At 53.1% G+C, this 17,240-nt stretch carries 19 protein-coding genes; 12 read left to right on the forward strand and 7 right to left on the reverse strand.

Annotated elements, in window-relative coordinates; translation table 11 throughout:
• The first annotated feature begins 64 nt into the window (after positions 1-64).
• Positions 65-433, forward strand: a complete 369-nt coding sequence (locus tag WC184_01940; GenBank protein ID MFA7476640.1) for a hypothetical protein — start codon at positions 65-67, stop codon at positions 431-433.
• On the opposite strand, the gene WC184_01945 is transcribed toward WC184_01940, so the two are convergent.
• Together WC184_01945 and WC184_01950 are read right to left on the reverse strand one after the other, a co-directional pair.
• Complete coding sequence (locus tag WC184_01945; GenBank protein ID MFA7476641.1) at positions 430-1,011, reverse strand: carboxymuconolactone decarboxylase family protein; 582 nt, start codon at positions 1,009-1,011, stop codon at positions 430-432. The two genes, WC184_01940 and WC184_01945, sit on opposite strands and share 4 nt — an antisense overlap.
• Positions 1,012-1,036: 25 nt before the next feature.
• Positions 1,037-1,888, reverse strand: coding sequence for an SDR family oxidoreductase (locus tag WC184_01950; protein ID MFA7476642.1), 852 nt, complete (start codon positions 1,886-1,888; stop codon positions 1,037-1,039).
• A gap of 37 nt (positions 1,889-1,925) precedes the next feature.
• On the opposite strand from WC184_01950, the gene WC184_01955 reads away from it, so the two are divergent.
• Positions 1,926-2,054 (forward strand): hypothetical protein, encoded by a 129-nt coding sequence (locus tag WC184_01955; protein ID MFA7476643.1) that lies wholly within the window; start codon positions 1,926-1,928, stop codon positions 2,052-2,054.
• 98 nt (positions 2,055-2,152) lie between these two features.
• Positions 2,153-2,929: a DNA-formamidopyrimidine glycosylase family protein gene (locus WC184_01960; GenBank protein MFA7476644.1), complete on the forward strand. Its 777-nt coding sequence runs from the start codon at positions 2,153-2,155 to the stop codon at positions 2,927-2,929.
• A gap of 21 nt (positions 2,930-2,950) precedes the next feature.
• Here the strand turns inward: WC184_01960 and WC184_01965 are convergent, their stop codons facing one another.
• The 3 genes from WC184_01965 to WC184_01975 are packed head-to-tail and all read right to left on the reverse strand — an operon-like array spanning position 2,951 to position 4,937.
• Positions 2,951-3,265, reverse strand: a complete 315-nt coding sequence (locus tag WC184_01965) for a hypothetical protein (protein MFA7476645.1) — start codon at positions 3,263-3,265, stop codon at positions 2,951-2,953.
• Complete coding sequence (locus WC184_01970; GenBank protein MFA7476646.1) at positions 3,262-4,050, reverse strand: ferritin-like domain-containing protein; 789 nt, start codon at positions 4,048-4,050, stop codon at positions 3,262-3,264. Before WC184_01970 ends, WC184_01965 begins: the two co-directional genes overlap by 4 nt.
• A complete protein-coding gene (locus WC184_01975) occupies positions 4,050-4,937 on the reverse strand; it encodes a ferritin-like domain-containing protein (protein MFA7476647.1) in 888 nt (295 codons plus the stop codon). The genes WC184_01970 and WC184_01975 overlap by 1 nt, the downstream gene beginning before the upstream one ends.
• Positions 4,938-5,208: 271 nt before the next feature.
• Between WC184_01975 and WC184_01980 the strand changes: the two genes are divergently transcribed.
• The 3 genes from WC184_01980 (at position 5,209) to WC184_01990 (ending at position 8,254) form a co-directional block, all read left to right on the forward strand.
• The gene (locus WC184_01980) at positions 5,209-6,231 is read left to right on the forward strand and encodes an FAD-linked oxidase C-terminal domain-containing protein (GenBank protein MFA7476648.1); all 1,023 of its coding nucleotides are present in this window, start codon (positions 5,209-5,211) and stop codon (positions 6,229-6,231) included.
• Between the two features lie 598 nt (positions 6,232-6,829).
• On the forward strand, positions 6,830-7,516 hold the full coding sequence (locus WC184_01985; protein ID MFA7476649.1) for a hypothetical protein: 687 nt from the start codon (positions 6,830-6,832) through the stop codon (positions 7,514-7,516).
• A gap of 138 nt (positions 7,517-7,654) precedes the next feature.
• Positions 7,655-8,254 (forward strand): DinB family protein, encoded by a 600-nt coding sequence (locus WC184_01990; protein MFA7476650.1) that lies wholly within the window; start codon positions 7,655-7,657, stop codon positions 8,252-8,254.
• Between the two features lie 295 nt (positions 8,255-8,549).
• Here WC184_01990 and WC184_01995 read toward each other — a convergent pair whose 3' ends face one another.
• The gene (locus WC184_01995; GenBank protein ID MFA7476651.1) at positions 8,550-8,990 is read right to left on the reverse strand and encodes a hypothetical protein; all 441 of its coding nucleotides are present in this window, start codon (positions 8,988-8,990) and stop codon (positions 8,550-8,552) included.
• Between the two features lie 74 nt (positions 8,991-9,064).
• Here WC184_01995 and WC184_02000 point away from each other — a divergent pair, with 74 nt between their 5' ends.
• Together WC184_02000 and WC184_02005 are read left to right on the forward strand one after the other, a co-directional pair.
• Entirely contained in the window at positions 9,065-9,712 is a 648-nt protein-coding gene (locus WC184_02000) for an ABC transporter ATP-binding protein (GenBank protein ID MFA7476652.1), read from the forward strand.
• Positions 9,713-9,807: 95 nt separating this feature from the next.
• Entirely contained in the window at positions 9,808-11,877 is a 2,070-nt protein-coding gene (locus WC184_02005; GenBank protein ID MFA7476653.1) for an FtsX-like permease family protein, read from the forward strand.
• 45 nt (positions 11,878-11,922) lie between these two features.
• On the opposite strand, the gene WC184_02010 is transcribed toward WC184_02005, so the two are convergent.
• On the reverse strand, positions 11,923-12,324 hold the full coding sequence (locus tag WC184_02010; GenBank protein ID MFA7476654.1) for a VOC family protein: 402 nt from the start codon (positions 12,322-12,324) through the stop codon (positions 11,923-11,925).
• A 376-nt stretch (positions 12,325-12,700) separates the two neighbouring features.
• Here WC184_02010 and WC184_02015 point away from each other — a divergent pair, with 376 nt between their 5' ends.
• From WC184_02015 to ahpF, 4 genes are all read left to right on the forward strand, one after another.
• A complete protein-coding gene (locus WC184_02015; protein ID MFA7476655.1) occupies positions 12,701-14,077 on the forward strand; it encodes a DUF4214 domain-containing protein in 1,377 nt (458 codons plus the stop codon).
• Positions 14,078-14,252: 175 nt separating this feature from the next.
• The gene (locus WC184_02020) at positions 14,253-14,732 is read left to right on the forward strand and encodes a hypothetical protein (GenBank protein MFA7476656.1); all 480 of its coding nucleotides are present in this window, start codon (positions 14,253-14,255) and stop codon (positions 14,730-14,732) included.
• Between the two features lie 181 nt (positions 14,733-14,913).
• The gene (ahpC, locus tag WC184_02025) at positions 14,914-15,477 is read left to right on the forward strand and encodes an alkyl hydroperoxide reductase subunit C (GenBank protein ID MFA7476657.1); all 564 of its coding nucleotides are present in this window, start codon (positions 14,914-14,916) and stop codon (positions 15,475-15,477) included.
• 135 nt (positions 15,478-15,612) lie between these two features.
• Positions 15,613-17,220 (forward strand): alkyl hydroperoxide reductase subunit F, encoded by a 1,608-nt coding sequence (gene ahpF, locus WC184_02030; protein MFA7476658.1) that lies wholly within the window; start codon positions 15,613-15,615, stop codon positions 17,218-17,220.
• Positions 17,221-17,240: the final 20 nt, after the last annotated feature.

Raw genomic sequence — 17,240 nt, forward strand, 5'->3', positions numbered from 1 at the left:
ATCTAGCGTTTCGCCAACGGCTAATTCCATTATCAGGTAGCTAAGCTCATTATGAGGGCACAAAATGGCAACGGTTACCACTACGTGGCGCGAGGTTATTCCTGCTGATGCTGCAACGGTGCTGCGGGCTATTCAAGCGGCAGCCGTTACCAAAGGCTGCAAACTTAACCATCTGGAAACGTGGTTGGTTGAAGTAAGGCGAGGTTCTCAAGCGCGTTTAAGAACCATGGGGTTTTGGGCCAAGCCCCAACACATGCCCATGCGCGCCACCGTCGAATTGTCAACGATTGAAATGGGTACTCTGGTCGAGATAAAAGTTGTGGATACTTTTGGTTTTGGGTTGCCTTTGGGCCTTGAGCACAAACTTGAGCGTTCGGCAGAAGAATTGTTGGCATTGCTCGCCGAAGCGGCCCGTTCGGTGGTGGAGGTTTAAGCACCAAATATTGGGTCTTCGCCTTCCGGTAGCCCAATGCCAAAAGCATTCAGCGACAAACTAATTAAACAGTAGTAGCCCACCAGGTAGACCAGCTCCACCAGAGCCGCCTCACCCAACTGCTTCGCTGCTTCGGCGTAGACCGAGTCGCTGAGTTTGCCGGTGGCTAGCAGCTCCCTGGCAAAGGTCACCGCCGCCGCTTCACCGGCGTCGGCCAATGAAACTTCACTGCCGGTGCGAATTGCTTCAATTTCATCTTCGCTCAGACCAACGGTCAGGCCGATGTTGCGATGCGCCCAGAACTCAAAGTCGGCTTTCCAATGGGCACCAGCGATCAAAATTGCTAATTCCCGAATACGGTCGGATAACTGGCCGCGAAAACGTAGCGAACCACCGAGGCGAGCTACATCGCGACCGAGGCGTGGGTTGTATAACATGGCATTGAAGGGGCCATACAGGCCGCCTTCGGGGGTAAGCATGCGCTCAAGGGTGCCGCGGTCACCCCCGGTGATTTGATCCCACGTTTCACGACCTTTGGCATCAAGGTCGTTTTCTCTAATGAATGGTAAGCGTGACATGCCCGCAGCCTAGACGTTGGCAGGCTTAGCTTTCGTTGCGTTTTCGGGTTAGGGGTGGCGTGGAACGAACTCCAGCAGTTATGCCCGCATCGACGGACAAGGTGATGCCAGTGATCCAACGGGCCTCGTCGCTGAGCAAGAAGCGGATGGCAGCACCAATGTCCCAGCCCGAGCCTTCCGTGCCAAGAAGTGAGGCACGACGTCGACGTTCCCGGACTTCAGGAGTCATTCGCTCCGCCACCATGGGGGTGTAGGCCAGACCAGGAGCAATGGCATTTACTCGCACCCCTGCCGGCCCATGGTGCGATGCCATGGCCCGCGTCATTCCCAAAATGGCGGCCTTAGCGGTTGGATACAACAAGGTGGCTTGTCCGCCTTGCAACCCAGCCGCCGATGACATGTTCACCACCGAACCCGAACCAACTTCAATCATGGGAGGCACACAATATTTAGCCATTAGAACCATGCTCTTAACGTTTATTTGCATGCTTCGGTCCCATTCATCGGGGTCAACATCAATGGCGGTACCCACTGCCCCACCAATTCCGACGTTGTTCACCAGTCCGTAAATAGAACCGAACTGGCTGATCGTCGCTTCCGCAATTCGTTGGCAGTCGGGGGCTTGGGAAACATCGGCTTCCACCACAATGGCCTCGCCACCAGCATTGGTCACCATGGCAAGGGTTTCTTCCGCCGAATCAGCGTTGCGATCAACCAAGACCAATCGGGCACCGGCTTCGGCCAGAAGTACCGCGGCAGCCCGGCCGTTCCCAATGCCCGCACTCGAAGAGCCAGCACCGGTAATAACCACTACACGACCGTCGAAATCTTGACTGGCCGGTCCCATAGCTCCGGGCATGTAATCCATTTCTGTCATAGCTTTCCTTATATCTGGTTAGTCATGTGGAGGTTCAATGCGACGGCACCCAAGCCTGTATGGTCACGAAAAACACATGGCGGCCCTGAAGACCAGTGCGGCGGAACTCTTGATTCGCTCAGGTTCAACTCTCAAACTAGCCGCACCGCCGGGGCTGGGTGCTTGAAGTGGTGGGCGTTGTCGCCTTGGGCCTAGCTTGAGATAAACACCAAAGCCTTGAGACCAGGTCTTGAAGGTTTAGCCTCGTTGGTTTAAAGGAACGATATGCCAGAAATTCTAGAAGTCGAATCGTTTCGAATACAGGCGGAAGTCGCTACAGGCCGTGTGATCGAATCGGTTTATACCCCCGATGATCACTACTTAAAAAATGTGGAAGCTCGTGCGTTAAACCAGCTTTTGCCGGGTCAAGAAGTAAAAGAAGTTCGTCGAATCGGCAAGTTGTTGCTGCTTGAAACCACCGGGCTGACCCTCGGATTACGTTTTGGTATGACCGGACGCCTGGTTGCTGATGAGCAGGTTCCACTAGATCAACTTTATTTCGAGCGATACAAAGACAAACCAGAATGGCGGCGCTTTGGTCTAACCTTTGTGGGTGGTGGTTCTCTGGTCATGTCAGACCCCCGTCGATTCGGGAGTGTTTGGCTTGATCCCGATACCTCAAAGATGGGTGTCGATGCTTTCGAACTTACCCCCGACGCCCTGCAAGAGATCTTGGCTTCTAGTCGCGCTGCGGTGAAGACTCGTTTGCTAGACCAAAGCAGGATTGCTGGTATTGGTAATTTGTTGGTCGATGAGATTCTTTGGGAAGCGGGTATTAACCCTCGTCGGCCAGCCAATTCGCTCTCGGAAGGCGAAACAGCCAAGTTAGCCACGGTAATACCAGAAATTTTAAAGATCCTCGGTGAGCGCGGCGGTTCGCACACCGGCGAGCTTTACCCTCATCGCAACAAAGGTGCGGTCTGTCCAAACGATGGCACGCCACTAGAGCATTACACGCTTAGCACCCGTACCACCTGGTGGTGTCCTGGTCACCAGCATTAACTCATAGACGACTAACAGAACCTAGTAAATGGTGTCGGCGATGTAGCCGCCGTCTGGAGTTTCAACAATGATGAGCCGTGACATACACGGCATGCAATACACCCGGTCGCCCGGTCGGAAATCGCGGTAAGAGCGAATCACAACCTTGCAAACCGGGCATATTACCTCGTTGGGGGCGAGTACGTCACCGGCACCTTGCCACACCCGATAGAACTTGCGCCAGCGCTTGGGGACTTCACGAAATCCCGTATCTTCAAGTTCATAGGTGCGTCTGGGCCGATCGTCAGCCTCGCGTTGTACCACTCGTTCTTCGGCCTGGGTATCGATCTCGCTCATGTCGTGAGTCCTAACCGAGTGACGGCTTCCAAATAGTGGCGACCAAGCTCGGGCTGATCGGTCTTGGCAAGGCCAAGGTCACGATAAACACCCTCAAAGGATTCCAGAACTAATGGGTCTAGTTCTTGGCGCACCAGCGTCAAACGTTCCCGTCCCCTGGGGTCACCGTGAAGGGCCATGCCCAAATGGTTCTCGCCAAAACCCAAATGTCGGCGTTCATCCGCCACAACCCCTTCCAAAACTTGTTTAGTAATGGGGTCGGCAGTTGCTGAGTGGAACCGAAAGACGGTGTCTTCCAGAGATTCCAACAGCACATTCTGGGCGAAAATGGCGGCTTCCCAGTCACCACGGTCAACTAGTTCCGAAAGTTTCTGGCGGAACTGTTGTAGGCCAGGGTTGGCTCGATGCTCAATTTCAGCTTCGGGGTCAACCACACCAAGCTGTTCCAGTCGCCTGATAAAGACCTCAACGTGACGCGCTTCATCAACTACCTGTGTGGCTAAGAATATTTGTGAGCGTTCGTTGGGGGCCAGGCGGATTAAACCGCTTGAGGCTTCGAGGGCCGCCTTTTCTCCTATGCAATAGTTGCAAAGCGTGGTGATTAGGCGGTCTCGTTCGCCCGGATCCAAAGTGCTGTCGGCCAAGGTGGGATCGAAACCAAAAGGTCGATCTTCCAAGTAGCCGCTTACGGCTTCGAACCAGAAGTTGAACGAGAGGACCTCCCGAAGGAAATCCTCTTCGTCCAACTTATGTGGTTCGTCATTCCAAGGTGACGAGGTAGGCATTACACTGGCAGGCTCGGTGACTGATAGTCGAGGCCGATTCGTCCGAGGCGGGTTTTAAATTCACCCAGCACGGTATTGGCTAACAGTGCTTCTAGCTCGGCAGGTGAAGCTGTTGAAAGCTGGGTTCCTTGCCATTCCACTGACGAAGAGCCCGCTCGGCTAGATGCTTCTTGAGCGTAAGTATTGCTGGTACCACCGTCACCTCGGAAGGTATCGGAGAAGGTGGCCAGCATGTGATACGACATCTCGGCCTGCATCCGTTCGATGTCACTCTTGCGCTCGGGGTGCTGAGCAATTAGCCCACCGATACGGTTCTCGCCGAAACCCACGTGTCGCCGTTCGTCGGCAATGGTGCCCGCCAAGGTCTGAGCAAATTTGGGGTTCGGATCTTTTGAGGTTGCTTGGAGCATTTCAAAAACCGAAAAAGCCATGCCTTCAAGCACAATGTTTTGGCCAACGACGCCCGCTAGGAAGTCTCCCCCGTCGATCTTTTCCAATAGAGTTTCGGCGAACTTTACCAGATTCGGGTTTGCGAACTGGGCGATGGTTGATTCGAGGTCAGCCTTTTTTACGCCAAGGTCGTATAGACGGTTAGTAAAGATTTCAACATGGCGTGCTTCGTCGAGTACCTGAGTTGCCAGGAAGGTTTTGCTGCCGTAATCGGGAGCCAGATTAACCAATCCAGATGAAGCAGCCAAGGCACAACGTTCGCCCGCAATCAGCTGAACGGTGGTCTTAATGGCGGCTTCGCGCATGGCTTCATTGCCGAGCACATCTTCTGGTTCAGTCAAGCCTGGGTCGTGGCCGTCGATGGTGTCATCTAAGTAGCCTTGAGGGCACATCTCCAGCCATCTTTGGATTGAATACTGCGAAAGAAAATCAACCACTAAAACCCCCTCTGTTTGTTGTTAGTGCTGCATACCCCTCAGCTATACAGCGTATAAACGGAACTATACGGCGTATAGACACCCACCACAAGCACTTTTATGATGACCAGCGTAAATGGCTGTAATTAGGCTTGGGCTCACGACTGACCATGTGGTGGCGGCCAACCTATGACAGAGTGCGATCAGGCCGTTGCACGTAGCTCTAGTCATTTCATGTGGAATGTGCTTCGGCTGAAATTTTTAGGGAACGAACAGGTGCATGGTGTACACAATGGGCACATGTCGGTGGCCCAGGTTCGCTGCCACACGTTTCAGTAATCCGAGTTTGGCTGGCGGTGTTGAATACCGAGATGACCGCCACCGGGCATTTGTTTCGCTCGATCTGACTCGTATGAATAAGGTGCTCGAAATTGACCCGGTTAGCCGAGCAGCACGTATTCAAGCGGGTGCCCTTGGTCCGGTGCTTGAAGATCAGCTCCGACCTCACGGCTACACCTTGCGTCACTTTCCACAAAGTTTCGAATTTTCAACCGTTTATGATCGAACTTCAGCTTTTCTTGCGGTTCGCACCATTGCCCAGGCGGCAATATTTCCGGCTAACTGTCGACTTTTAGACCCTGGTGAAGCTGGTTCTCTTGGTAATGAAGCGGCTGGAAAATGGGTGTTGGTAATGGGCGCAGAATCGGCTTTCGCCCCTGTTGATTATGCGATAGAGAACATGATTGAAATCGCACGTGATTGTGGTGGTGTTGTGCCGGAAGCCGCGAAGAAAGCCGAACCGGTTTCTACTGGCGAAGGAAGCACCAACCGTGATGCAGCCTCTGAGGCCTGGCGGTCGGCCTTTCTAAGCATGCCGTATGGGCGTGATGCGCTGGCTCGGATGGGTGGCATTGCTGAAACGTTTGAAACCGCCACCACCTGGGATCGTGTCGATGACCTTTATGAAGGTGTTCATGAACGCCTCTCCCCTGCCATTGCAGAAATTACTGGTCCGCCGGGCCATATTAACTGCCGCTTTACACATGTCTACCCCGATGGCGCTGCACCCTATTTCACGGTTTCAGCAGCTGCTCAACCAGGTGCAGAACTGTCGATGTGGGATGAAATCAAGGCGGCGTCCATGGAAATTCTTACCGATTTCAAAGCAACCGTTACCCACCACCATTCAGTTGGCCGAGATCATCGACCGGGTTATGACCGGCAGGTTCCAGGGCTCATTGCCGAGTCCCTCCGTGCCGTTAAATCACATCTCGATCCGACAGGCATCATGAATCCGGGTGTGCTGATCGATTAGACCGTCGACATCGGCGTTAATCCGGTGGGCGAAGATTCGCTCTAGCGGGGTTATATTTGCATGCGCAAGCATGTACATACCCGTTGTATAGCGTTTGGTGCACGAAGAGGTCGCCAAGATGCACGCACATGCATGGATATTACTACCTTGGCGCCCAAACTCTGGACAAATTCAGGGATAATGCATGCGGACGCATATACTTATCACGAAATAAGCATGCTGCCGCATCTAAAACGGAGAGCTATACCAGCTTTTTCGTTCCTACAACCCGAAGTGCATGCACAAGCATTTAATTTCGGCAGTTTAGCCGCCTGTAGATTGCATGCAATCCAAATGTATTTGCATGCAATTGCAAGCAAATCTCTCTATCTAAATGCATGCGCACGCATTATGAAGCGAATCACATTACTTATTAATGCATGTCCGTCTGAGGCTAGGTATCACTCAGCGAAGAATTACTCCCTCGGTTCCCATTATTGAGGGTCAAATGCAGTCAGTGCCAATTGCGGATTTTTGATTTTGAGAGGGTATAAGCCTTGCTATAAGTGTTCCTATAAGTCTTATTGCTGCATGGATCAATGCCTGGTAGATTGAGGGCGTGAGTTCGCATGTGGCCTCAACAAAAGCGGTGCGTCGTTGGGGCGCTGGAACCGGGGCAGTGGTGCGTCTGCTAGTGGCGGCCGACACTCCCCTAACCGGTGTGGCTATTGCCAAAGCTGTTGGTCTTACTCAGCCGAGAGTGTCACAAGTGCTTTCGCAACTCGCCAAGGCCGGGGCTGTGAACGCGACTGAGTTTGGCTATGTCGGTATGCCCGAAGTGTTACTCGAGCTTTACCGAACTCGTAGCCGTCCTAATTTGGTTGAAGCCGAATCGTATTGGCGTGCACCATCGGCGTTGATTGAACAGGCACAGCAGTTATTGGCCGTCGCCAAGCACCACAATTCGCAGTTGGCGATCTCGGCCGATCTTGGAGTCGAACTCCTCAGTCCAAAGATCTCGTCGGTACGGGCAGTAATCTACTTAGATGGTGTGTTGCCCATACAAGAAGCTGGGTTCATGGCGGTTGAAACAGCATTAGAAGCGACTTTGGTGCTTCGTGTAACGGATGATTCATCCTTGTTGGTACCGGCGGTTCCTTGGCGCCAGGAAATATTGGGGCTGCCGCTGGCTGATCCGTGTCAACAATGGGTCGATTTAGTCGAAATTGGGGGCAAAGACCGCCTTCAAATAGCTGAAGAACTTCAACAAGCCATAGTGGCTAAAACGTTGCCACGAGATAGCTAACCGGCTCTTTTGCTGCTGGCTTTTCTCTTGGAGCGTTGGTTTGGTGCGTTGTGTCGACTTTGAGCGTGCGGTTTCGGAGCGCCGTACCCCTAGAGCCGTAGGATGGCGAATAGTGAATAGATTGATCGAAGAACGCATATGAACACTGAAGAAAATTCGCGGGTGACCAAGGTGCCCACCGACGGCCGAGCGGGTACTAGCGACGCTTCTTGGCTAGAAATTGTCGAGCATAAGAAATGCGCAGGTTGTGGATTCGAAGCCGCAGCAGTACCAAGGCACCAGTTGGGTCATGAACTCCAACTGGCTGCACAAAGCTGGGCAAGTTTCTTAGAAAACACCGGTAGTGAAGCGCTTAGGCAACATGTCGTGGCCGGTGTTTGGTCTCCGCTTGAGTATGCGGTACATGTTCGTGACGTGTTGCAGGTTTTCGCCCAGCGAATTGAGCTTATGTTGCGTGAAGATGAGCCCGATCTCGGTTGGTGGGATCACGAAGAGGCAATCAGAGACGGTTCGGCTAATCGATCTGACCCGAGTGAGATAGGCCAAAACATCGTTGCTAACGCCACCCACCTGGCCGAGCTGGTTGATTTCGATGAATCCGCCAATGCCAGCAATGTTTGGGCACGTCGTGGTACTCGTCGTGGCACCGAGGTTTTCACTATCGAATCAAAAATCCGCTTTGCCCTGCACGAAATGCTTCACCATCTGGCTGACGCTCGCCACGGTTCAAATCCCTAGATCGGGGTCACGAGAGTGGCAAACCCGTCGAATCGTAGCTGGCAAAAAACGACATAAACACAGTACTTACGTCGCGTAACGCGACATTCGCGGCGAGGCTGGTTGGTTGGCGGCTACTGTCGAGTGGCAATCGATCTTGAGTATTGAACAATAGCTAAAGTGCTGACACGTCTTCGACGTGCATGACTGACTCGTAGCAGTAGTTGCTTCATGATGTGACTGGTTAGCGATGATTACTAGGAGCGCATAAATGACTAGGCGAAGGCCAATCTCGGTTCGATCGGTTCTGTTCTCGTTAATCCTCGCTTCTCTTTTGAGCTCGTGTTCGAATTCGACGCCGTACGCCACCGTGACGTTCGACGGAACAGAATCGAAGATTTCGCTTTCCCGAGAGGAGGCACCAATAGAGGAAGAAATTCCCGGTGGAAAGTGGGAGTGCCTCGAAATCCGACAAGGTAACCAGATACCATTTCGCCGGTGTGGGGTCAGAAACGAAACGTACTTGGTCCCATTGGTGAGCGGGGCCCAACAGAGTGATACTTCTGGAACCAGAATGGTGCTTGCTGCTGTTGTAGCGAATGAAGTTACCCAAGTCGAGCTTCTTGACACGAAAATTGGCAGCTCCTCGCGGCTCAACCCGGTCAAGCTTTCCAACTCGAAAGATGCAGTTGTCGCAGGCTCCGTCGAGTGTCAGGGAAACAGTGTTGATCTGTGCGAAATCATGGTTGTTGTTCACGCCCAGTCTGACACATTGACTTATGAATTTGATCTGAGTAAACCCCTCGGCACCTTGTCCCCAGCAGATGAACCATGACTCTGCAAGTGGAGGAAGTCTCATACAACATTGGTGAACAGGAAATACTTAAGGCTGTTTCATTGGATGTCGCCAATGGAGAGGCCGTAGCAATTGTTGGAGAGAGCGGCAGCGGCAAGTCGACTCTATTGGGAGTACTTAGTGGCCTAATTCGGCCGCTCTCCGGTTCAATCTGGCTTGATGGTGAGAACCTGACAACAATGTCGTTGTCACAACGTGACCGACATCGGTTATCTAATTTTGGTTTCGTGATGCAGTCTGGTGAGCTGCTACCCGAACTAAATGCAATCGAAAATGTGGCGCTGCCCTTGAAGCTTCTCGGTAGAGCTGATGCCGACCAAGCGGCGCGATTGTTGCTGGTGGCTCTCGGTATTGCCGAGCTTGAAGACCGTTCCATCGACCACATGTCTGGGGGTCAGAGTCAACGAGTAGCAGTAGCTCGTGCCCTTGTTCATCGCCCAAAAGCAATCTTGGCTGACGAACCCACCGGTTCACTCGATAGCTCTAATGGAGAAGTAGTGCTGCGGCTCCTACTAGAAGCGTCCAAGCAACAAGGCGCTTCACTAGTGCTTGTGACGCATTCGATGTCTATTGCAGCTCAATGCGACCGTGTCTTGAGCCTTTCGAACGGCTGCTTAGTTTAGCTAGCACTGTGAAGCCGCTGCTCGCACTCGGTTTGCGGTTCGCACGTGGTCGCGATTCCGCCTGGTTAGCAGGTACTGTGCTGACACTCTTATCTGTGTCTGTCGCCACAGTCGCATTGATTGCAATGCTGGCCGCTCCCCGCGTTGTTGATGCGCGTAAAGATCGGGCCGAAGCCCGATCACCGCGCTCAGGAACCGATCAGGCCATCGGGGCCAAATTTGAACAGAATCGGGTACACCTCGAAGGGCGCACCGTTTACCTAAATCGGCTCGCACGTCATGTTGGATCAGTTCTGCCCCCGGGAATAACAGAGCCGGATTTTTCTAACAATTGGTTCGTGTCGCCCGCATTGAAAGACGCGGCAGCTGAATCCCAGCTATTCCACACAGCCTTTCCCTTCGTGAGCGGCGCGCAAACGATTGAAGCGAGCACTTTGGAAGATCGTGGTGACCTAATCGCCTACCAGCTAGTTGACGCTTCCAGCGGTAGTGATAGGGCGTTTAACATCTCAGGTTTCGGATCAGAGCTGGAGGAACGAGGCGGGGTCGGTTGGGCTCGTAGTTTCGGAATTCTATTGTTCCTGTTATTGCCGATGTCGGCAGTGTTGTGGGCCTCCGCCAGATTGAATTCGTTGCGTAAAGACTCGCGCCTGCGTTCTCTACGCATGTTGGGTGTGTCGCGCGGTCGCCTAGCTGTTGTTGCTGCCACCGAGTTGGTAGTAGTGGCAGTTATTGGTGCATGTTTTGGTGGGCTTGTGGTCGCCTTGGTGCTGCCCCACCTGGGCCAGATCAGTATTAACGGTTCCCACCTCAACCCCGGCGATGTGAAGGTGTGGACACTGACGATCATTGCGATTTTCCTGATGACCGCGGCAACCGCGGCTCTGGGAGTTGGTTCAAGCCATTTGCAATTGAAGCTTGAAACGGCGGTTCCTCGTAGCCGAACGGTACAGAATCCGTCGCATGTTTGGCTGGTTGTTGCGGTGGCTGCCGCGTTGACGATGGTCGTTACTGCCTGGGTAGATGGACTTGGCACCAAAGAGTCAAAGTTCACTGTATTGCAGATAGCCATTCCGATTCTCGGAATCTCGATGACAGCTTCACTACCATTCCTGATACGTGCGGCAACGAACTTCATAGTCCAGCGTCGCCGCCTGAACGTTTCTGGCCATACAGGTCTTAAACGAGTAGCAATCTTGGCGGATTCTGCTTCTCGACCCGCTCGCTTGTTGAGTATGTCGACTTTTGTCTTGATCGTAAGTGCGGTGGTACTTACCAGCTTTTGGGTTGACCTTTCGTGGTCAAATACGTATCGAAGAAGCGACGGCAAGGCATTGCTAACTGTTCAACCCTCGCGTGACATAGCGTCTTGGCAACCGAACGATGGTTCGGTTGCGGTAGATGCGTTTGTGCCACTTTTATCCGAGCAAGGCGCCGAGTTTCAAACAATAATCGCGTCGTGTGCAGAGCTCCAGGTGCTTAACGCGGGCCCACTTCGTGGCTGTGATGAGAGGGAGCGAACTCTGCGCATAGTGGACGACGGTCTAGGTCTACCATTGGCGGTTGGGAGCGCCGATGAGCCTTTAGAGCTGACCAATAGTGACGAATTAAGTTTGCATGGGTTGCGTAGATTTGACCCGGCTCATGTTGATTTGAATGACACAGAATTGGGCATTCCGATCATGTGGTATGTAGTGGTCGATCGGAGTGCGGTTGATCAGTTTACGGCCGAAGAAACGAGTCGCGACCCGTTCGCAATTGTTCAGCGAAGTTCATTCGACCTACTCGAGATCGCTCCCAGCGCCGGAGATCACTGGATTGTGGCCGGTGCAATGGTCGCACTGGTTCTCGGGCTATTAGGTTCCGCCATCACCAGTGTCGAGAGGGCACTCATCACCCAAGAGGCTGACTATAGATTCGTTATTCTGGGTGCTTCCTCTTGGCAGAGGACCCGTAGAAGCACAGCAGAAATTTTGTTTCCGCTTCTTGTTGGTGGTCTCATCGGAGCTTGCTCTGGCATTCTAGCTTCGGCTGCCTACAGGTCTGCCGCCGATAACGGTGAACTGAAATGGGGCTTACTCACTGCCATAGTGACTTTTACCTTGACGGCGTCAATTGTCTTGGCACTGCTTTCGATACCGTCCACAAGAGCACCCAGAAGTTGAGTTGCACAACAACCTTTTGCGAGCACAGTGAACAGAAGCTTTGAGCTAGGTCGATGCTCCCGGGTATGAACCAAAGCTCCAGAGGTTGCCCTCTTGATCAGCCACGGAAGCTTCACGGCCTCCATATTCTGGATCTTGAGGTTCTCTAATCGATGTGGCCCCTGCGCCTAGCGCCGTCTCGTATATCCGGTCTACGTCGGCGTCAGACTCGGTTACAAGGTAGCATTTCGACTGACCAGTCGTGTTAGCAAACGGGCTATCGCTACGTTTTGAGCCGAACATGACTCCACCGTTTTCACGCCAGTGGTATTCGCCATGCACCACTATGTTTGGGTCGGCTTCATCGGTGTAGACTGCCACTTTTCGAAAGCCCAAGGCCTCCATGAACTCCATGCCTCGAGCGGCATCTTCAAACGTTAACGAATGGAACATTGTAGGTTTTGCCATCCCTAATTATGCCACTTGGTTTGGGCCTGTAAAGCGTCGGCCTGTTGTCTTGGCGTTCCTGTGCTCCCGTGAAAGTGGGTCTTGCTGGGCTCTGGTCGCCACAGGTTGGTTTGCCTGCGGCTCACCTTGGTGAATGTCTGCAATTAATTATTCAATGCATAGTAAATATTTTACACTTTGCTACGATCAAAATGCTGAAAAGCGTTATAATCGCACTCTTGTTCGCTTGTAAGGTTGTGACCAGGCGAAACGCCATCAAGTGTTTGGGCTATCAATAACTACAGTAGCTATCTTAATTCTTTCGATCCTAAGGGCTAATCATCTGAGTTGAGTAACCGATTCTTAAGACGTGTCCGATCGGCGGAAGGAATTTATCTTGAGATATGACCGTTTTAGACGCGCGCTAGGAGCGATTGCTGCTGGCGTTATTTTGGCGGGCTCGGGCTTAATAGCCAATATCGCCTCCGGTGAAATATCGAACCCGGTCGTAGTAGAACCTAGTTCTGAGCCAACCCCGCCCCCGTATTATTACGTAGCCGAGCCAGACAGTGTTCCAATCACCCTCACCTGGAAGTGGACAAAGGAGGAGGAGGACGATAGCATCCCCGCCTTCAAAATCAGCGTTGACGGCAGCCTGAGCCTCGAAAATGAAGGCAACGTCACCCCCACCAAGGCCACCATCTCGGACAACGAAGAGACAGAGCCAACCATCGGCGAAATTGAGCTAGACAAGGGCGTCGACACCTTCGACTTCTCCGACCACGGTCAAGGAGGGGACGACAACAGTTTCGATAAAGACTCCGGCACGGTAACCCTCGACGTCACTGTCAAAGCCGGTGTGACAGGCACCATCACCATCACCGAACTCAAAGCCAACGTTGACGACGGCTACGTACCAGTCGGCACAACACTACCCTTCGAAGTCGACCTCACAGCCCCTGATAGCGAGGGCGTTCTCAAAGACGCTGGGCTTGAATACGACGACGGCACCATCACCCTTAGTGGAGTCACCGGCGACGACCTCGAATTCTACGTAGCCCTCAATGACGACAGTGAAGACCCACTTGGCCTAGCCAAATTCAACACAGGTGGTGCTATAACCATTGACGTTGCCGTTAAAACCCTCTGCGACGCTATGGATGGCAGGAAGCTCGCCATATATGCCGCCCAAAAAGGTACCGTAGGATCAACCACCGTTGGCTGGATGCTCTCGAGTGCTGAATTAATCACCGTGACCAACATCACCTGCCCAGGTGATGGCACTTCGCCGTATACACCTGTCACACCTTGGGAGCCTTCAAAACCTGCGGAGGAACCAGCGGATAAGCCATCGGATGATCCGGTAACCGCAGCGATAGAAAAAGCCCAAGCGAAATGGGCAGCAGCACCCGCCGCAGTAGGCGAACAGACACCGGAAGGTTTCCTGCAACGTCTCTACCTTGGCATCTTCCAACGAGCCGCCGACCACACCGGTATCAGCTACTGGGTCAGCGTCCAGAAAAGCGGAGCATCTCAACAACAAATCATCACTAGCTTCCTACACTCCGTAGAAGGTCGCAGGGCGCTTGGAAACCTTGACAACCACCGCCTAGTGAGCTTCCTATACAACAATGTCCTGGCTCGACAAGCGGACCAAGCTGGTCTCATCTACTGGACAACCATGCTGGAACGACAACGCATAAGCCCCCAAAGCCTAATAGCGTTCTTTGTTAACTCAGCCGAACTAAACAACTTGCTCTCTAGCGGCAAATAACAGTCAACTAACCAAATAACGAAGGCGGGGAAGAGCACAATATGGCCTTCCCCGCCCTTATTACTTTTACCCCAAGTCTCAACCGATACCAGCGACATTTTGCGTGCGGCGCAAGCCACATTTCGAAGGTTGCCTATCACATGTTTTGGTCGAGCAGCGTCTTTATAATGTGGTGATGAGCACGCCCTCTCAAGAGATCCTCAACCACTGGCCCGCCCTTCGACCGGCCTTGGTTGTGGGTTCGGTTTGGATTGTGGTTGGAGGTCTGGTGGCCGCCGCAGCTGGACCCACGGATTTCGATGCTGGCTCTTGGGTGGCAGCGTATTTGGTGTTGGTTGGTGGCGTAGCCCAGATTGCACTCGGGGCTGGACAAGTTTGGATTGGCCAGACTGTTCCCGATCTGCGATTGGTCTGGAAACAGGTGGCAACGTGGAACTTGGCCGGTGTAGCAGTCGTCACGGGCACGCTATTGGGGTCACCAGTTGTAACCACACTGGGCGGAATAGTACTGGCCATTGCATTGGTTCTGTACCTAGTTGGGGTCCGAGACCTTGGCAATGCTCCAAGGTGGGCCGGGTTGGTTTATCGAGCGGTGGCCCTGATCGTTCTAGTGAGCATTCCAGTAGGGCTCACCCTTTCGTGGGTTCGTCACTGAGCTCGTTCTTCGTATCAGCTGGGACTAATCGCGATTGGCATTCCACACGATTTACTCGTGGTCGATAGATGTTGGCTATCTCGTTAATGGGCAGAATCAATAGGTTATGTCTATGTGTTCATGCTGAATTGATATAGACTTACTATCGTAACTTGCTCCCGACTATGAGGATTGTCAATCGATGTCTCTGATTAACACCGAAATTAAGAATTTCACCGCCCAAGCTTTCCACAACGGCGAATTCGTTGAAGTAACCGACGCCGACCTCCGCGGAAAATGGTCAGTGGTTTTCTTCTATCCAGCCGACTTTACCTTTGTCTGCCCCACCGAACTAGGCGACCTAGCCGACAACTATGACGAGTTCCAACGGCTCGGGGTCGAAATTTATTCGGTTTCAACCGACACCCATTTCACCCACAAGGCTTGGCACGCCAGCTCTGATACCATCGGCAAAATTCGCTATCCCATGGTTGGTGACCCAACTGGAACCATCAGCCGAAACTTCGAAGTCATGATCGAAGAAAAGGGCCTAGCCGACCGAGGCACCTTCGTAGTTGACCCCGACGGCAAGATCCAGATCATCGAAATCAACGCTGGTGACATTGGTCGAAACGCCACTGAGCTGCTCCGCAAGATCAAGGCTGCTCAATACGTGCGCCAAAACCCGAATGAGGTTTGCCCAGCCAAATGGGAAGAAGGCGACGACACTTTGTCCCCCTCCCTAGACCTAGTGGGCAAGATCTAACTAGTCAGCCGCACTAGCCAATCCTCACCGGTGTGGGTGTCTGTAACGGCATTCACCCACACCGTGTTTTTTCAACCGCCGGTCACCACCGCCACGTTTCCCCTACGTTTGCCATCTCGATCGCAGGAGTAATTAATGCTCGATTCATCTCTCGCCGCCCAACTTAAGACCCACCTGGAAAAGATCACGAAACCGATCGAGCTGGTGGCCACTCTTGACGACGGAGCCAAATCAGCGGAATTGATGCAGCTACTCAATCAAATTGCCTCGCTTTCCGAGAAGATCTCGGTACTAGAGGCCGACGCTGACGTTCGACGCCCATCATTTGCGATCCGTCGAGCTGATTCAGAGATCTCGGTGCGCTTTGCGGGAATCCCCCTAGGTCACGAATTCACCTCGTTGGTATTGGCTCTTCTCCAAGTAGGAGGCCACCCATCCACGGCTTCTCCCGACCTGTTAGACCAAATCCGAAACTTAGACGGTGACTACGAATTCGAAACCTTTTTCTCGCTGTCGTGCCAGAACTGCCCAGATGTAGTTCAGGCCCTGAACCTGATGAGCATTATCAACCCTCGGATTCGCCACACCTCCATCGACGGTGCGGTCTTCCAAGACGAGGTAGACGCCCGTGGTGTGATGGCAGTGCCAACAGTTTTTCTAAACGGGGAAATGTTCGATCAGGGCCGCATGACACTTGAACAAATCATGGCCAAACTAGACACTGGTGCGGCCGAGCGTGCCACCGCTGAGATCGACGCCAAAGACCCCTTCGATGTATTGGTGATCGGTGGTGGCCCGGCCGGAGCTACCGCCTCCATCTACGCTGCTCGCAAAGGTATTCGAACTGGTGTTTTGGCCGAACGCTTTGGCGGACAAGTGCTTGACACCATGTCGATCGAGAACTTTATTTCAGTGCCCCACACCGAAGGCCCCCAGCTAGTGGCGGCCATGGAACAACACGTCAAAGAATACGACGTGGATGTAATGGACCTACAACAAGCAGTCGAGCTGGTGCCTGCTGGCGACGACGGTTTGGCCGAAGTGAAACTGGCTTCGGGTGCGTCACTTCGCTCGAAGACCATTATTTTGTCGACCGGTGCTCGCTGGCGACAAATGAATGTGCCGGGCGAAAACGAATACCGCAATAAGGGCGTTACCTACTGTCCACACTGTGACGGCCCGCTGTTTAAAGGTAAACGAGTGGCCGTGATCGGCGGTGGCAACTCGGGTATTGAAGCCGCCATCGACCTGGCTGGAGTGGTGTCTCATGTGACGGTGCTCGAATTTGAAGGAGTACTTCGAGCTGACGATGTTCTACAGCGCAAGGCGCAAAGCCTGCCGAATGTGGAAATCATCACGAACGCTGCCACCACCGAAGTAGTGGGCGATGGTGACCGTGTGACCGCTCTGCGCTACAACGATCGTGTTTCGGGCCAAGCCAACCAGGTTGAGCTTGACGGAGTGTTTGTGCAGATTGGTCTTTTGCCCAATACCGAATGGCTAGCTGGCACCGTTGAGTTGTGTCCGCGAGGCGAAATTGTGATCGACAGCCGTGGCCAAACGTCGTTGCCGGGGGTGTTCGCAGCTGGTGATTGCACCACCGTGCCTTATAAGCAGATCGTGATCGCCATGGGTGCCGGGTCTACCGCCGCACTGTCGGCCTTTGACCATCTCATCCGTACATCGGCACCACAAGTCGAAACTGCCGAAACTGTGGAAACTACCGAAGCAGCGTTGGTGTAACCGCACTTCAAGCAACAGAC

This window comes from Acidimicrobiia bacterium (assembly GCA_041676705.1).
In the GTDB taxonomy this organism is placed as follows: Bacteria; Actinomycetota; Acidimicrobiia; order Acidimicrobiales; family SKKL01; genus Actinomarinicola.

Excerpts from the sequence above, each read along its gene's own strand:
- ahpC (MFA7476657.1), top strand. The coding sequence starts at position 14,914 with ATGTCTCTGATTAACACCGAAATTAAGAATTTCACCGCCCAAGCTTTC.
- WC184_01965 (MFA7476645.1), bottom strand. The coding sequence starts at position 3,265 with ATGAGCGAGATCGATACCCAGGCCGAAGAACGAGTGGTACAACGCGAG.
- ahpF (MFA7476658.1), top strand. The coding sequence starts at position 15,613 with ATGCTCGATTCATCTCTCGCCGCCCAACTTAAGACCCACCTGGAAAAG.
- WC184_01955 (MFA7476643.1), top strand. The coding sequence starts at position 1,926 with ATGCGACGGCACCCAAGCCTGTATGGTCACGAAAAACACATGGCGGCC.
- WC184_01980 (MFA7476648.1), top strand. The coding sequence starts at position 5,209 with ATGGGCACATGTCGGTGGCCCAGGTTCGCTGCCACACGTTTCAGTAAT.
- WC184_01990 (MFA7476650.1), top strand. The coding sequence starts at position 7,655 with ATGAACACTGAAGAAAATTCGCGGGTGACCAAGGTGCCCACCGACGGC.
- WC184_01950 (MFA7476642.1), bottom strand. The coding sequence starts at position 1,888 with ATGACAGAAATGGATTACATGCCCGGAGCTATGGGACCGGCCAGTCAA.
- WC184_01960 (MFA7476644.1), top strand. The coding sequence starts at position 2,153 with ATGCCAGAAATTCTAGAAGTCGAATCGTTTCGAATACAGGCGGAAGTC.
- WC184_02020 (MFA7476656.1), top strand. The coding sequence starts at position 14,253 with ATGAGCACGCCCTCTCAAGAGATCCTCAACCACTGGCCCGCCCTTCGA.
- WC184_02010 (MFA7476654.1), bottom strand. The coding sequence starts at position 12,324 with ATGGCAAAACCTACAATGTTCCATTCGTTAACGTTTGAAGATGCCGCT.
- WC184_02000 (MFA7476652.1), top strand. The coding sequence starts at position 9,065 with ATGACTCTGCAAGTGGAGGAAGTCTCATACAACATTGGTGAACAGGAA.
- WC184_01945 (MFA7476641.1), bottom strand. The coding sequence starts at position 1,011 with ATGTCACGCTTACCATTCATTAGAGAAAACGACCTTGATGCCAAAGGT.
- WC184_01940 (MFA7476640.1), top strand. The coding sequence starts at position 65 with ATGGCAACGGTTACCACTACGTGGCGCGAGGTTATTCCTGCTGATGCT.
- WC184_01970 (MFA7476646.1), bottom strand. The coding sequence starts at position 4,050 with ATGCCTACCTCGTCACCTTGGAATGACGAACCACATAAGTTGGACGAA.